The organism is Granulicella sp. 5B5, assembly GCF_014083945.1.
Classification (GTDB): Bacteria; Acidobacteriota; Terriglobia; order Terriglobales; family Acidobacteriaceae; genus Granulicella.
Window position 1 is genome coordinate 1,558,036 of the sequence record NZ_CP046444.1, and the last position, 16,295, is coordinate 1,574,330.

Genomic DNA, 16,295 nt, shown 5'->3' on the forward strand with positions numbered 1-16,295 from the left:
GCTCTTTCAACGACGAAGGAAAATCAGATGAAGATGCTTCCCCTTTTTCTATGCGCCGGAATGGCGTATGTGCCGGTGTTCGCGCAGACGCCGGATGCCCCACTAAAACTTAACCAGATCCAGGTGATTGGAACACACAACAGCTATCATGCCGGCATCGCGCCGAGTGAGGCGAAGCTGTGGCAGACACAGCCGCAGTATGCCGAGGCGTATAAAGGACTCGACTACCAGCACAAGCCGCTGCCCGAGCAGTTCGATAGCGGAGTACGTCAGATCGAACTCGACATCTACGCTGACAGCAAGGGTGGACGCTACGCTGACCCTGCCGGCCCGAAGCGCGTGGCTGCCGCCGGACTACCTGCCGATCCGCCGTTCGATCCCGATGGGCTGATGAAGAAGCCGGGCTTCAAGGTGATGCATGTGCAGGATGTCGACTATCGCAGCACGTGCCAGCCCTTTACCGGGTGCCTGAAGCAGATTCGCACATGGTCGCACGCACACCCTGAGCATATGCCAATCTTCATTCTGGTTGAGACCAAGCAGGGCTCAAGCGGCAAGCTGAAGCTCACAGAGCCGGAGCCGTTTACGACCGCGACCTTTGACGCCCTGGATGCCGAGATACGCTCGGTCTTCCCTGCCGATGAAATGGTTACACCTGATGATGTGCGGGGCCACTATGCAACGCTGAATGAAGCGGTGCTGGCTGGCAACTGGCCGACGCTGGCAAGCGCGCGCGGCAAGGTTGTCTTCCTGCTCGATCAGCGAAACGTAACGCAGGTTTATCTGGAGGGGCATCCCTCGTTGCGCGGCCGTGTGCTCTTTACAAACTCTGTCCCAGGTGAAGCGGATGCCGCGTTCACTGAGCGCAACGATGGACCGGCGGACGAGATTACTGCGCTGGTAAAACAGGGCTATCTTGTGCGGGCTCGGACCGACTCCGACACGAAAGAGGCGCGCGTTGACGATACGGCCCATCGCGATGCCATGATGGCAAGCGGAGCGCAATTGTTGAGCACCGATTATCCCGCGAGTGAGCCTGCACGGTGGGCGGGCCATTACGAGGTGGCTCTGCCGGGCAGTGTGGTTGCCCGCTGCGACCCCGCGAATACGCCCGCTGGCTGCACAATCGACAACGCGAAGTAAGATACACCCATCGCGCGAGCCGTTTAGGTCTCGCGCGATGGGTGTATGAAATTGCGGGTTATCCCATGAACCAGAGAAGAGGGCTGCTGCCGAAGTTACCCGGATTGGGCAGCGCTGAAGCCAGCCGGTTTTGACTCAACCCCATCCATTGCCGAAAGTGCCCGCGCATTGCTCCACAAAAATCTCCGGCAGAAGACGGCCGGAGCCGACATCGTTTGCTGCTCGGACCCGATAATGGGTGATTGCTCGTAGATGTCACCACCTTTGACTGCCCCGCACATGACAATGTGATGGTTGCCACAGCTTTGGTCGGTGCCCTCGTTGTTGGAGCTGAGAGTGCGGCCGAAGTCGGAGGCGGTGAAGGTAGTTACATCGTTCTCCAGTCCCATTCAGGTGCGTACTTGATCGAAGTAGGTTAAGAAGCGTGCCCGATTATTTTGAGCCTGTGGTTTGAGGTTGGCCGACGCCTGAGGCTGCCTGTATTAATTCGTTCATCCCATCCAATATCGTGAAGCGAATGAGTGCGCTGGGTTTCTTGATTTCGTCCAGCTTGTTCGTTTGCTCTGTTGTCCAATCGGCTGGAGCCTTTTCGCCTTTGGCGAGATAGGCGAGTGCCTGTTGGCCCATGGCGGTGAGTTCGGTGAGTTGAGCGGCGCGGGTGGAGACTACAGCGAGGCGTGGCGACAACGGGAACTGCTGCTGCACCTGGGGGACAACGTTAGCAAGCTGCTTGAACCAGGCGTCGAGTGCAACTCGGTCCGCAGTATCTTCTTTCGGATTTGCGAGGAGGCGCGTGACGGCGAGTTCGAAGTTGTGGCGTGAGGGCGGGTCGGGACGCACGGCGTCCACGAAGCCGTCGAGAGGGGTGAGTTGGTCGGTGTGTTGCCCCTGGTAGCGATCATGGAACGGAACCGGCTCGAAGACAGAAGCGAAGGTGCGGAGCACGTCGATGTTTTCCGTGCCGGCGAGATTGCGCAGGGCTGCGTCCTCATAACTGATGTGCGTGAGGCCGAGACCTTCTAGCTCGATGGAGACCGGAATGAGGCGACGATACATATCGTTCACATCGCGCACATTCGCGGGTGACCAGAAGCGCTCGGCGATGGCCGCGGTGCGCGGCCAGATGCGGGAGTCGATGGTGCGTGCGTCGAGCTGCTCGCCCCACATGCAGACCTCTCCGCCGAGGATGAGCTTCTGCTCGGCAGGTGTGAGGTCTGAGCCGGATGGGATGGGATCGGCGAGGTAGTGAACGCCGGCAGGCTTCATGCCGTCGAGATAGTACGGCGCGGAGAGGATGCCTGCATAGCCTTCCTTTGCGCCCTTGGAGAGCGAGGCTTCGCCGCGCCATGATTGCACGACGATGTCCTTGGGCAGCGTGGGGGTGAGGATCTCGTCCCAGCCCATCATGTGCTTGTGCAGGCGAGTGAGGATCTTGAGCACGCGGGAGTTGAAGTAGGCCTGCAGCGCCTCGTTGTCCTTGAGGTGGTGCGCCTTCATGAAGGCGAGGATGCGCGGGTTGGTCTTCCAGTCGGGCGCGGGGGTTTCGTCGCCGCCGATGTGGACGTAGGCATCGGGGAAGATGGTCGACATCTCGGTGAGGAAGCGGTCGATGAAGACGTAGGTGGCATCGCGCGTGGGGTCGATGGCGGTGTTGCTGACGCCGAACTCGCGGCGGATCTCTGTAGGCGTGGTGCCGCTGGCGAGCTCAGGATAGGCGACGAGCCATGCGGTGCTGTGGCCGGGCATCTCGAACTCCGGCACGACTCGGATGCCGCGGGCGCGGGCGTAGGCGACGATCTCCTTTGCCTGCTCCTGCGTGTAGAAGAGGCCGTCGAAGCCGAGCTCAGTGAGTTTTGGATAGACATGGCTCTGCATGCGGAAGCCCTGGTCTTCCGTAAGGTGCCAGTGGAAGACGTTGAGCTTGACCGCGGCCATGCCGTCGAGCGTGCGCTTGATGACCGAGACAGGCTCGAAGTGACGGCCGCAGTCGATCATGAGGCCGCGCCAGCGAAAGCGGGGGGTGTCATGAATCGTGACTGCGGGGATGACGTAGCCACTGCCGTCTGGCTGCACGAGTTGCACGAACGTTTCGAGGCCGTGCATCGCGCCGAGATCGTTGGGCGCATCGATCTCGGCGCCGGTGGATGTGACGTGGAGCGAGTAGCTCTCGTCCTCGTCGATGGATTGAACGGGCGCTGAGAGGTGGTCAACCTTGACGATGAGCGGAGTTGTGCCCGCGACGCCTCGACCGGCGTGGCGCAGAGCGGCGGCGAACTCAATGCGGCGGACGGCGCGGTCGATGGCGCCGGTGAGGCGAGCGTCAGAGACGCCGGGAAGCTGGACAGCGAAGGTGGAGTGGAGCGCGAGGCCGCCGGAGCCGACGGTCATCTCTGCGGGCTGTGGCATGAGGTTGTTGTGAAACTGCACTTGAGCACTCGCGGGGATACTGCAGATGGCGCAGGCCAAGGCGGCGGCTGCGCCACGTTTCAACACTGTCAAAACGAATCACCTCATCGACGATATCGCCGCGCGGAGTGCTGCCTGTCCTGCGAATTGTTCCCAGGATATCGTTCCCAACACAGCGTGGTCACGATAAGGGTATCGCAAGCGAAGAAGGTGGCGCGAAGCGATGTGGAACCTCGCACGCACCTGTAAGACACAATGCCGATGGCTGATGCACGACTACGGCGTGGGTCCGTCTTCTTGTGGGACTTCCCTGCCTTCTCCGGGGAAGGGCCACTTGCGGTTGAGCGGTTGGGTCTCTTCGCGGACGGACTTGGGGATGTTGTTGATCTTAAGATTTTCGAACACATGGACGCCAAGTTTGCCTGCGCTGGCGAGGTCCATATCGCCATCATGATCAAAATCGGTGGCGACGAACTGCGTACCGGCGCTGGCCGTGCCGTTGACGGAGAGCGCCGTGCGGATGAAGAGCGGATCGTCAGCCGGGTCCGCAATACGCATGGTGCTGGAGACCTGCTTCTCACCAAGGTGGTGCGGGTGTGCGTGGGCCAGCGCGACCCCGGTGGGCAGCTTGTAGGCGTAGACGACGATGGGATCGTAGGAGCCGGGATCGTTGCCGGAGTGGCCGCGATAGCGCTTGCCGGTGATGAGCTCGGGCTTGCCGTTACCGTCGATATCGACGAGAGCGAGCGCGTGCGACTGCGAGAAGGACTCGTCGATGGTGTGGCGAACCCAGACGCGGTGCGCGGGTGTGCCGGACTGCTCAAGCCAGTAGAGACCATAGCCGTGGCCCTGGCCGTAGATGAGGTCCATCTTGCCGTCGTGGTTGACGTCGTAGCCGAGGATGGGAAAGCCGGTGTCGCCGAGATCCCATACCGGGTGCCACTTCCACTGATCGCGGTCGGCATCGATTTGCTCGAACCAGCCGTGCGGGGTGATGACGTCGGGCTTGCCGTCGCCGTTGATGTCGACGACGCCGATGCCGTGGCCGTCCTGCTCTTTGCCGCCGAGGTGATGGACGATGGGCTTGCTCTTGCTGAAGTCGACCCAGAGGATGCCGGAGCGGTTGTAGTGGGCGAGTGCGATGTCAGGCTTGCCATCGCCGTTGATGTCGGCGAAGGCGCCGCCTTCGGTATCGAAGCTGTCGGTGATCTTTTCGGCCTTCCACTGCTCGCCGGCGGCGGTGGCCTTAGGGCCGGGGTTGCGATACCACCAGAGGCCATTGGAGATCCAACCGGTGGTGATGAGGTCGGGCAGGCCGTCGTGATCGACGTCGACGATCCACTCGCCGCAGTCGGAGACGAACTCGTTGTGGATGCCGACGGTGCGGAACTGGTGCTGCTTCCAGTCGCCACCGTTGGCTCCGGGGTTCTGGTACCAGTAGGCGCCGCTGAGGAGGTCGGGGAAGCCGTCGCCGTTCATGTCGAGGACGGAGATGCCTTCGGCGTGGTCGGTGCCGAGGCGGTGCACGAGGAAGGCGATGCGCGGCTGGCCGCCGGGACCATCGCCAGGATGCTGCATGCGGAATTCGGTGGCGTGCGCGGGGTCCTGCGCGGAGGCGATGCCGCATGCAAGCGCAGGCAATAACAGCAGAGCGAGATGCTTCGAAGAGAGTTTCACGGAGAGCTCCATGGGGTTGAACAGCTAGACCAGCTTCATCGTTTCGGGGTTCCAGTGGACGACGCTGTCGCGTTCGACGCAGAGATTGCAGAGCAGGGCCGCACCGGCGGCGCGGAAGCCGAAGGTCGGGTCTTCAACAACAGGCTTGCGGCTGCGCACGGAGTTGAAGAAGTTGTGGAAGTGGTCGTAGCTGTCGAGATACCCGTCAGGGACGACGAAGGTTTCGACGTCGCGCGGCGGCGGACCGGCGGGATGCTCGATGGGGTACTTCTTGCGGTACTCCTCGACGTACTGCTTCTGCATGGCGTCGGCGAAGGTGGAGACGGTGTAACCGGGCTCTTTGGACATGGGGCTACGCACGACGCTGACGGACTTCGGCGTAATCTCCATGGTGCCTTCGGAGCCGGTGAAGAGGAAGCCTTCGCTCTCGGCACCGCCATCGACGAAGTTGACGCGGAGGCTGAGGTTGAAGCCTTCGGGGTAGTCGAGCAGGCCGAGGAGAACATCGTCGGCGTCGCGGCCGTCCTTCCAGTAGCGGATGCCGCCCATCGCCACAGCGCGCGTGGGGCCGTGCGAGCCGGTGATGAAGTGCGTGCCGCTGAAGAGATGCACGAAGAGATCGCCGGCAACGCCGGAGCCGTAGTCCTTCCACTTGCGCCACTGGAAGAAGTGCTCGGCGTTCCAGGGGATTTTGGGCGCGGTGCCGAGGAAGCGCGGCCAGTCGCAGGTTTCGGTGGAGGCGTCGAGCGGGATGGAGTAGTTCCAGGCTCCGATGGAGGAGTTGCGGTCCCAGTGGGCGCTGACCATGTTGAGCTTGCCGATGGCACCGGCGGCGAGAAGCTCCTTGGCCTTGGCATAGAGGATGTTGCTGACGCGCTGGCTGCCGACCTGCAGGATGCGGTTGGTGGAGCGCGCGGCCTCGATGATCTCGGGGCCATCAGAGTAGAGGTGGATCATCGGCTTTTCGAGGTAGACGTCCTTGCCTGCGTGCATGGCGTCGACGGCGGCCTGTTTGTGCCAGTGGTCGGGTGTGGCGATGAGAACGGCGTCGACATCCTTGCGGCTGAGGATCTCGCGGTAGTCGCGGGTGGTGAAGATGTCGGCGCCCCAGAGTTCTTTGGCGTGGGTGAGGCGGCCGTCGTAGCAATCGGCCACGGCGACGAGCTTGACGCCGGGAACCTGGATGGCTGTTTTGGTGTCTCCCTGACCCTGGATGCCGGCGCCGATGAGGGCGAGTTGAATGTTGTCGTTAGGTGAACGATTGACCGCCTGGGCGAGGAGAGGGTGCAGTTGAGAGACGGTTCCGGCGGCTGCGGCTGTTTTTACAGCCGACTGAAGAAATGTCCTGCGATCGAAGGTGCGCATTGTTTGGCTCTCGAAGTGTGGGGTGCGTTTCGGCTGCATAGCACTATAGAGGAGCAAACGAGTGGTTGGGAAATGAATTGTCGCGGAGCGATAATTTCCTGGGATTGCGAGTAACATTCGCAGCTGATTGGAGTTAGGGCGTAGTCCGACGACGCGGGGGCGCGTTATCGCTAAGGTCCAGAAGAAAACGGCTTCAGTTCGTGGCCCCGCCGACGATGGCCCTGGGATCGTCGCTGTCATACAGAGAAAGAAGTCTTCCGTCCATGCACGTTTGTATTACGTCGCCATTGAGGCGATAGATGCCCCGGGCTCCTGTAGCGACCCAGTTGCAGCAAACCAGGGTACGGATGACCCGGTAGATCGTACTTGCCGGGTACAGCGTCATCTGTTGCAGCTCACAAACGCGGAGGCCTCCAGGATGCTTCCCCAATATCTCCACAATCGAAACGGCTCTATGAACAACAGGCACCCAGTATGTTCGATCCGGTTGTGTGTGATTTTGGGCTGGCATTGCACCTCCGAGAAAACGACATTTCAATGCAGCGAATCAGCGCGAAACGGGCAACCATGAGCAGTTGAAGACGACGCTGAACGCTGCCATGTTCTCATGGCGAATCCTAAGGAAGAGATACTGATCAAGTCCAGATTTTTGGGGCGGATCGTTCAAGCAGAGGGACAGGTCGTAGCCGCGACAGCAAGAGGCGAGAACGCCGGAGGCGTTGATGAATCCAGATGTCAGTGGTGTGGCGACTCAGCTAAACTGGCACACAATCGAGTGAGCTACGCGAGGTCGCAATCGTACGACACAGATGCCGCGCTTGCTCGATATGGTGCCGACACGATGACTCGCAGCGATTTTGAAGACCATGAGGTGTCTCCAGCCTTCAATCACTGGGTCCTCTTCTGGATTTGCTATGCAGCGCTCTGGACACTCGCAGCCGCGTTGCTGGCGAGCCAATCGTATCTCGGTCACTGGATCAACCCGTCGCAAAGGCCTTCAGGGCCGTACTTCCTTATAGAACTTGAGGTCTGGTATACGCGCGCCGCGTTTTCATCCGTGGCAGTGTGGCTGGCGCTGCGCTACCGCTTTAGAACAACGACGTGGCTGCGTATTCTGCTGCTTCACCTATCGGTGAGCCTTCTGCTGGACGCACTCGCCCTGTTGGTGATGGCAACGTTTCGCCACTGGTCAGAACCAGGCAGACCGACTTTTACGACAGCGCTCAGGCAAACCGTCTCGATGCACATAGCCTTCAACCTGCTGGTGTACTGGGTGCTGGTTGGATTGGTGCACATCTGGCACTACTACAACGATGCGCGCAAAGAAGAGGTGCGGAGCGCACGCCTGCGCGGTGAACTGGCGAACGCTCGGCTGACTGTACTGAAGGCCCAGCTGCATCCTCATTTTCTGTTCAACGCACTCCATTCCGTGGCGACGCTGTTGCACGAAGATGTTCATGCGGCTGAGGACCTGCTGTTGCGATTAAGCAGCCTGCTAAGAGTTGTCCTGGACGATACCCATTATCAGGAGATCAGCCTGCGCAAGGAGATCACAATCCTGGAGTGGCACCTGGGAATTGAACGCATCCGCTATGGTGACCGCCTCACCACGAAGACAGGAATCGAGGACGAGCTTCTGGACTGCGCGGTCCCACACCTGATTCTGCAGACACTTGTGGAGAATGCCATTCGGCATGGAATCGGCAAGCATCCAGGCAACGACGTAGTTGGGGTATATGCGAGGCGGGCCGGGGAGTCGCTTGAGATCGAAGTCACCAACTCCAACAGCGTTCTGACGACGTCGCAGCAGGAGGCGCTGCGGGAAGGGATCGGACTCTCTAATATGAAGTCCCGGCTGCACGAACTGTATAACGGCCGGTCTTCCCTTCGGCTTACAAACATGAAACCCCGAGGAGTGTCAGCGGTTGTATCCATTCCCTATCGCCGGATGGAGAAGGAACCATCAGCGGCGCCAGAGTTTTTCCAATGACGATCAAAGCCATCATCGCGGACGATGAGCCGCTGACACGTCGAAGCATCCTGCGGATGCTTCGATCTCATCCGGAGTTTCTGGTGCAGGCTGAGTGCAACGATGGGCTTTCAGCGGCAAAGGCCATCACGCGTCTGGCTCCGGATGTGGTCTTTCTCGATGTGCAGATGCCCGGATTTGACGGCCTTCAGGTGATCGCCGAGATAGGCCTTGAGAGGATGCCGCTGACAGTGTTTGTTACGGCGCATGCGCAGTATGCGGTGCAGGCATTTGAAGGCAGGGCCGTCGATTATCTGCTGAAGCCGTTTGGCCAGGTGCGATTCGATGAGACGATTCGACGGATTGAAGACCGCCTGACGACCGCACTGCTTACTTCGGCTTCGCTAAAGGCAGCACCGGGAACAAGCGTTGCGCAGACCAGATACATGGAATGGATCCCGGTGAACCACAAGGGCCGCATCTCTCCGCTGAAGGTTGGGGATGTGGATTGGATCCAGGCGGAGAAGAACAATGTGCTGATCCATGTGGGCGACAGAGTTGAAGTGATCCGAAGGACACTCCACTCGCTGGCGAAGGAGCTGGACCCACGAAAGTTTCTGCGAATCCATCGTTCGACCATCGTCAACGTGGAGAAGATAGCCGAAGTTCAAACCTGGCAGAACGGCTATCACAGGGTCAGACTGCAGTCCGGCGAGTTGCTGCGCATGAGCCGCTACCAGCTTGAAAGCGCCCGCCTGCTGACTGGGCGCGGCGGACAAAACAAGCCTGACTGCTGATGCTCACATGTGCAGCGGCCGACGCGATAGATGTCCAAGCGACGGTGCGAATGGCCTCGACAGGCCCTCCCTTCTACGACTCGTCACACGCTCAAGACGAGTCGTCCCATGGTTCTAGACAGCAATTTCCTTGCGCTCCTACTATTCTCCTGCATTTCAATTGGCACTTTATATCAAGGGGGAAACATGGAGCAGGATGTCATAGTCAAATGGGCCCAGACACTATACGGGGCCTGCGGACAATCCGCAGCAGCTGCAGGTAAAAGCGGAGACGTCTCTGCTTCAGGGGATCGCAAGCACAGCAAGATGGCCTTCGCAGTACGTTTTGGCTTGATGGCGATCGCCGCTATCGTTCTCTTCGCGTTCGCAACAAGGCAGAGCCATGCGCAGGACGTGGGCACGATTCTGGGTACAGTCCAGGACTCGTCGCATGCTGTCGTTCCAGGGACGACCGTTCTGGTGAAGAACAGTCAGACGGGGTATACGCGCATGGTGACGGCGGATACAGCAGGAGCCTACACAGTTTCGCAGTTGCCGATCGGCAACTACACCATCACCGCGTCGGAGAGCGGCTTTGCAACGACGGTGCTATCGAACCTGGCGTTATCGCTGGACCAATACCTGCGCGTCGATATCACGCTGTCAGTAGGCGCGGTGCAGAACACAGTGGATGTCAGTTCCGATACGGTGTCACTGGTGGATACGCACACTTCAGCCATCAGCGCGCAGATTGAGCAGAAGCGCATCGAGGATCTGCCCGTCAACGGAAGAAATCCGAACTCGCTGCTGGTCCTTGTGCCGGGTGTGAGCACGGTGAGCGTGCCGACGATTCCTGGCATTCTCGGAGATACGGCCACGATCAACGGCACGACTGCATCGATGGATGAATACCTGATCGATGGCGTTCCGTTCAATGCCGTGCAGCGGAGCGACAGCAACCCGCTGCCGCCTCCTGATCTTTTTCAAGAGTTCCGCATCCTGACGACTGGCTACTCGGCCGAGTACGGCAGAGATGGTGGAGCTGTAATTGTGGGCGCCACCAAGTCGGGAACGAATGAGTTCCATGGCACGCTCTGGGAGTTCCTTCGCAACAACGACCTTAACGCCAAAAATTACTTCGCCGCCTCGGTGCCCACGCTTAAGCAAAACCAGTTTGGAGGAGCCGTGGGCGGGCCGGTGGTTCTGCCCGGTTATAACGGACACAACAAGACATTCTTCTATACAGGCTACCAAGGAACGCGGGTTAGGCAGAGCGCGATCGTATCCACGGCGATCCCGGTAACCGCCGCGGAGTTGAATGGGAACTTTGGTACAGCACAGGTCAACCCCGCCAGCTTCGATCCGTCCGCTCTCGCGATCCTGAAGCAGCTGCCCTCTGCGAATACTCCGAATGGGTTTTACGATGGGCAGGCATCGCAACCGACGAATGGCGATCAATTTCTGGCGCGCGTGGACCAGGTTGTGACGAAGAACAACACAGTCGATGCACGCATCTGGCGCGACCATACGACGGTCACCAACCCGTTTGCCAGCGGCAGCACGAGCAACCTCCCATGGACGCCGTCACTGTTCGATGCCCTCATCTACTCGGGCGTCATCAATGACACCCACATCTTTACACCGAACCTGGTGAACCGGATGAGCAGCGGCTTTCTGCGACGCGACGAGAACCGCACGAACTCCGTTAAAGAGAACGCGACTGCGTTTGGAATTCAGATTGCGCCCTCGACGACACCGTTTCTCCCAAACGTCAGCGTGAATGGACGCATGAGCCTGCAGGCCGACATTGGCGGACTGCCGACAAAACTGGACAACGTTTTCAGCTTCTTCGACACGGTGACGTATGACCGCGGGCCGCATGAGATGTCTTATGGCATGACGCTGGAGATGGCGAACTTCAAAGGCGTCCCCGCGTTCGACAATGGCACGTTTGCCTTCGACGGAAGCCGCACCGGCAATCCGATGGAAGACTTCCTTCTCGGGCTTCCTCATACTTTCTCGCAGGGATCGCTGCGGGTCGACAATGATGTTACAGAGAACTTCGGCTTTTTTGCCCAGGATAACTATAAGGTGACCAAGCGATTGACTCTGAACCTGGGCCTTCGCTATCAGTACGAGAACCCCATGTACAACCGGCTCGGTTATCACGCGACGTTCGAGCCAGGAATCCAATCGTCACGGTATCCGAATGCTCCACTAGGTCTTCTCTTCATCGGGGACCAGGGCCTGCCTAAGTCCATCTACAACCCCGATAAGAACAACTTCGCACCGCGTATCGGCTTCGCGTATGACCTGACCGGTGACGGCAAGACGAGCCTGCGTGGCGCTTATGGTGTCTTTATTCAGTTGATGGATGCGCAGTACAGCGTGTACCTGAATGTGAATGAACCTTTCGTCGCCAACTTTACACTCACCAATCCACAAAGCCTTTCAAAACCATGGGGGAGTGCTTATCAGGGTGGCGTGAATGACCCTCTGACCATCTTTCGCGAGAACGTCGGCAAAGGAGACTTTATTGCACCTACAACGGCCTACGCCGCGGACGCGAATTTGCGCAATGGATATGTTGAGCAAACGAGTCTCTCGCTGCAACGCCAATTGCCCTGGCAGACGATGGTGCAGATAGGCTATGTGGGCACCTTTGGCCGCAAGCTGCCCCTGGACTATGAACAGAACCCAGGGATCTACAATCCAGCCAATCCAACAGCGTCGCTCGACAGCACTCGCCGCTACGACCCGGGCGTGCTTCAATCCATCAACCACTTCAGCAGCGCCAACAACCGCAACTACAACTCACTGCAGTTGAGCGCGAACCGGCGGTACGCCAAGGGTCTCGTGATCTCCGCGGCGTATACCTACTCACGTTCGATCGATCTGTTCTCGAATCCAGCGCTGTCGGAGACGTCGAACCCTTTCAATCTCAGCTTCGATCGCGGCCCGGCAGACTTCGATAAGACACAGGTCTTCTCGGGGTCTGTGGTGTATGAACTGCCATTCTTTGCGCACTCCCCCCATGCGCTCCTCCGCAATGTTGTTGGTGGCTGGGAGGCGTCTGGCGTAGTGCAGCTTACGAGCGGTCTTCCGATCAACGTTTTAGACGGCCAGGACATATCGCACACAGGCATCGGACTTGATCGACCGAATACCGTTGGCGATCCGCACCTTTCCATGAGCCGCTCACATGCGCAGAAGGTGCGGGAGTACTTCAACACCTCCTCCTTTCAATATGCGACCGTGGGCACGTTTGGAAATACGACACGAAACTCGCTGCGTGGGCCTGGCTATGAAGACGTCGATGGTGATCTTATGAAGAATTTCGACGTGGCTAACAAGCTTCACTTTCAGTTCCGCGCCGAGGTGTTCAATCTATTCAACAGGGTGAATTTCAATAACCCCGACTCCACTGTAGCGGATGGTGTGAACTTTGGGCAGATCAGAACGGCACTGGACCCGCGCGTTGCACAACTCGCACTCAAGATGACGTTTTAATGGAGAAGCAATGAAGAAGCACTTAACTGCCGTACTCGGGATGGCGATGCTCACAGGCATGACGACGTATCATCGCCGTGCGCTCGTCATCCCACTCTTCGGTGCGCAGGCTGTTACGGAGACAACATCGCAGCCGCAACAGATTGCCAAGGGCGTTTGGTTCTTTGTGGGAGACAAGAGCAAGGGATACAGCAACACCACGGTGATTGAGATGGAAGACTATTTGATCGTGGTGGACGCCAACTATCCCGGCCGCGCAAAGGAACTGGTGCAGATCGTCAAGGGTCTGTCGCCAAAACCGGTGCGCTATGTCTTCGATACTCATGCGCATGGGGACCACTCGTATGGCAATGCTGTGTGGACGGCGTCGGGCGCGACGACCCTGGCGTTTCAGGGCGTCGCGCTCGATATGGACAAATGGGAGCCCACTCGCTGGCGGCAGGCCATGCCCAAGCGGGCCGATCTGCGCGAGACAGGACAGAACGATGTGCAACGTCCGCAGAAATTGATCTACGGCCATAAACTCGTTCTGAAAGACAAGATGCGCGACGTAGAGTTTTTGGCTTTCGGGTGGGGACACACCGAAGGTGACGGTTATGTGTGGCTGCCCAGGGAGCGAATTCTTTGCACGGGCGATGGTGCAGTGAATGGTCCGTACAACAAGGTGATTGATGCAAACCTTACGAACTGGCCGAAGGCCCTGGACCGCGTTGCTCATCTTAGACCGCTGCATGTGTTGCCAGGGCATGGGAAGGCAGGCGATGCGGAGATCCTCACCGGACAGGCGCAGTTTTTTCGCGATCTTCGGCGGGCCGTCGCCGACGACATTGCCAAGGGGCAGAAACCGCCAGCCATGACAGTAGAACTGCCAGCCGCTGACCGGAACTGGGTTCCGATCAGCAGACCCGATCTATGGCAGCAAGACATCGCGACGATGTATCTCGAGCTGGTCTCACATAAGCCGGCCGGCTCGCTGCCGCATGAGTGGAAGTAGATGCTGTGCCCGATAGATCGTTGAGACTTCCCTGCCCGATAGCGCATGCATGCAACGTCACCTCACTTCGCACACGATGCGCAGGCATCCTGAATCTGTAGAAGCTCGGGCATGGCTTCCGTCTCTGAATCCACAACCGCGCGAACCAGGCCTTCGGAGTTTTTCGACTTGACTCTTTGGGTGATCTGCAACTCAAACGACAGATCCGTCTTGCCGTTGGGTTCGACGGAGAACTCGAGATCTGGTGTCGCAGTCATGGAGCCTTTGGGCGGCGTAATGAGCAGATGGCCCTTCACCTGGTGAGCAGTACGATTCCGCACTACTACTTGGATTTGCCTGCTGAAGGGCAGAGTGCTTTCGGAGGTAATCGGAGGTATCGTATCCATCTCTATGGGTGAGAACATCACTCGCCATCCCAGCTTGGGCTGACGGAAGTAGGTGAGCAGCCCCTTGGTGTGGAAGGGCGAAGCCGGATATGGATTCCCTCCATCCCACTTCGGACTGACGACAAGCTCGGTCGAGGTCCAGTACATTTTGCCGATGAAATGCGGCCTGTTCAGGAGAAGGTGGTTGTATTCATCGACGGTGAGGGCTTGAAAATACTCGCTGCCCTTGCCTGTTCCCTGCCGGCCAAGGACTGCACCTGCACCATACTCCGTGATGACCATTGGCTTGTTGCCAGCATAGGTTGCGAGCGCATCCAGCTCCGGGACGAGATCCGTCAGCTTATCGGTGTACCAGCCTGCGTAGATATTCACGGCCAGAAAGTCCATCTCGCCATAACAGATATCGTGGCGCAGCTGGGCCGAGACTTCGGTGAAGGGCCTGGTTGGATCGAGAGTCTTGCCGTACTGGATCGTGTCGTGCACGTACACTTCCGATCCAGATTGGTCGGTCCTATTTTCATTTCCGACGGACCACGCGAAGATGCTGGGGTGACTTCGATCCCGTACGATCATTCTGCGAAGCTGATCGCGGGCGAAGCTCATGGTCGCGGGGCTCGCCAGCTGCTCGCCAGACAGTCCTGTGACGTTGATCTCTTCAAGGACGAGCAAGCCATACTTGTCGGCGGCATCCAGTTCGGCCTTTGTGGTTGGATAGTGGGCCGGTCGGAAGATGCGGAAGCCCTTGTCATGAAACATCTTGATCTCGCGATCCGCGAGGCCATCCGGTTGCGAACGTCCAAGGCCTGGATAGTCGCCATGGCGATCAAAGCCCTGCAGACCAAGCACGGGATGACCGTTCAGAAGAAGATCGCCGTCACGAATGGAAATATCGCGGAAGCCAGTCTTCTCGGACACCTTCATTTCGCCGGTCGAGGGGTGCGTGGTGATTGTAACCGTGTAGAGGTTTGGATGTTCGAGGTCCCATAGCATTACATTCTTCAGTTGAAGCTTGATGGGTTGAGCCACGCCGTCCGAAGCAGGGATGTGAATTGGTTCGGACCTGGACAGGACCGTGTGACCGTCGGGACCCTGAACGCGAATGTTCGCCATCAGGTCTTCAGGGTGACCGCTGGAGTTGACGACAGATGGATAGATCGCGAGTGTGCCATCGGCGCTGCCCTGCGCGCGGAACTCGGTGATACCAACAGATGGCAACTGTTCGAGAGAGATGTTCTGAAGAAGGCCCGTATAGTTCCAGTAGTAATAGCGCAGCTTTTGGAAGACGCCCATTGCGGAAGGACGTGAGTCCACAATCACCGCGAGCGTGTTCACTCCCTGATGGACATTGGGCGTAACGCGGAAGCTTCGTGGCAGATATCCACCGGCGGATGCTCCGACCTCAACTCCGTTGACGAAGTATCGACAAGACCAGAAGCACGACTCGGACTTGATGTAGAGTTCACCTTCGCCTTTATGGGGAAGCGTGAATTCTCTGCGATAGGTTCCGAGAAGCCCGTTGGGGTGCATCCAGCGGTGGTCTACCGTGTCGATCGAGTTAGGGACCTCGACGTCACTCCAATGCGCATCGTTGTAGCCTGGTCCGATGACCTGGGGCGAGGCACCGTCCATGGAGCCCCGCGGGAGCTCTTCTGCTGCGGAAAAGTGCCAGCTTCCATCGAGATTGATGGAGTGCGGCGTGGCGCTTCCCAGCAGGTTCACGTGCATCATGGTGCGGATGGTGCCATCGGTCGTTGTGGCCACTGCGCTGAGTTCATGTGGGCCGGGAGAGAAATATTCCGTTCCCATGACCGTATGCCATATGGGCTTCGCCTTCGTGGCGATTGCATATTCATCGGTCAGCTCAGAAAGCTGCGTGTTGTCCAGATAGAAACGAACATTGGTGGTATCGGCAGGCGCCACGACTTCGAGGTCGACTGTGCCTTGTAGTTCCGGCTTCTCCGGGCGCACAAAGTGCAGATCGTTTGCCGACTGACCACGCAGTGGCACTTTGTAGAAACCCACTGCAAGGACCAACGTCAGGTACTTAAAAAAACGGACGGGGCGCATCT

10 protein-coding genes are annotated in these 16,295 nt (G+C 58.7%); 5 read left to right on the forward strand and 5 right to left on the reverse strand.

Translation table 11 applies throughout. From position 1 onward, the window contains the following. Positions 1–27: 27 nt before the first annotated feature. Positions 28–1,143, forward strand: coding sequence for a phosphatidylinositol-specific phospholipase C1-like protein (locus GOB94_RS06610; RefSeq protein WP_220465003.1), 1,116 nt, complete (start codon positions 28–30; stop codon positions 1,141–1,143). Between the two features lie 95 nt (positions 1,144–1,238). Here GOB94_RS06610 and GOB94_RS06615 read toward each other — a convergent pair whose 3' ends face one another. The 4 genes from GOB94_RS06615 to GOB94_RS06630 all read right to left on the reverse strand — a co-directional run bounded on the left by GOB94_RS06615 (position 1,239) and on the right by GOB94_RS06630 (position 6,591). Continuing rightward, positions 1,239–1,532, reverse strand: a complete 294-nt coding sequence (locus tag GOB94_RS06615; protein ID WP_182278050.1) for a DUF1501 domain-containing protein — start codon at positions 1,530–1,532, stop codon at positions 1,239–1,241. A 43-nt stretch (positions 1,533–1,575) separates the two neighbouring features. Then, positions 1,576–3,636 carry a family 20 glycosylhydrolase gene (locus GOB94_RS06620; protein WP_255484390.1) on the reverse strand — a complete coding sequence of 687 codons (2,061 nt, stop codon included), beginning with the start codon at positions 3,634–3,636 and terminating at the stop codon, positions 1,576–1,578. Positions 3,637–3,825: 189 nt separating this feature from the next. Continuing rightward, positions 3,826–5,226, reverse strand: coding sequence for a VCBS repeat-containing protein (locus GOB94_RS06625; protein ID WP_255484310.1), 1,401 nt, complete (start codon positions 5,224–5,226; stop codon positions 3,826–3,828). A gap of 24 nt (positions 5,227–5,250) precedes the next feature. Beyond that, on the reverse strand, positions 5,251–6,591 hold the full coding sequence (locus GOB94_RS06630) for a Gfo/Idh/MocA family oxidoreductase (protein WP_182278052.1): 1,341 nt from the start codon (positions 6,589–6,591) through the stop codon (positions 5,251–5,253). A gap of 607 nt (positions 6,592–7,198) precedes the next feature. Between GOB94_RS06630 and GOB94_RS06640 the strand changes: the two genes are divergently transcribed. The 4 genes from GOB94_RS06640 (at position 7,199) to GOB94_RS06655 (ending at position 13,840) form a co-directional block, all read left to right on the forward strand. Further along, positions 7,199–8,581, forward strand: a complete 1,383-nt coding sequence (locus tag GOB94_RS06640; protein ID WP_182278054.1) for a histidine kinase — start codon at positions 7,199–7,201, stop codon at positions 8,579–8,581. Further along, entirely contained in the window at positions 8,578–9,357 is a 780-nt protein-coding gene (locus tag GOB94_RS06645; RefSeq protein WP_182278055.1) for a LytTR family DNA-binding domain-containing protein, read from the forward strand. The genes GOB94_RS06640 and GOB94_RS06645 overlap by 4 nt, the downstream gene beginning before the upstream one ends. 306 nt (positions 9,358–9,663) lie before the next feature. Continuing rightward, on the forward strand, positions 9,664–12,846 hold the full coding sequence (locus GOB94_RS06650; protein WP_182278056.1) for a carboxypeptidase regulatory-like domain-containing protein: 3,183 nt from the start codon (positions 9,664–9,666) through the stop codon (positions 12,844–12,846). Positions 12,847–12,856: 10 nt separating this feature from the next. After that, positions 12,857–13,840, forward strand: coding sequence for an MBL fold metallo-hydrolase (locus GOB94_RS06655; protein WP_255484313.1), 984 nt, complete (start codon positions 12,857–12,859; stop codon positions 13,838–13,840). Positions 13,841–13,902: 62 nt separating this feature from the next. Here GOB94_RS06655 and GOB94_RS06660 read toward each other — a convergent pair whose 3' ends face one another. Next, a complete protein-coding gene (locus tag GOB94_RS06660) occupies positions 13,903–16,293 on the reverse strand; it encodes a glycoside hydrolase family 2 TIM barrel-domain containing protein (protein ID WP_182278057.1) in 2,391 nt (796 codons plus the stop codon). Between the last annotated feature and the right edge of the window lie 2 nt (positions 16,294–16,295).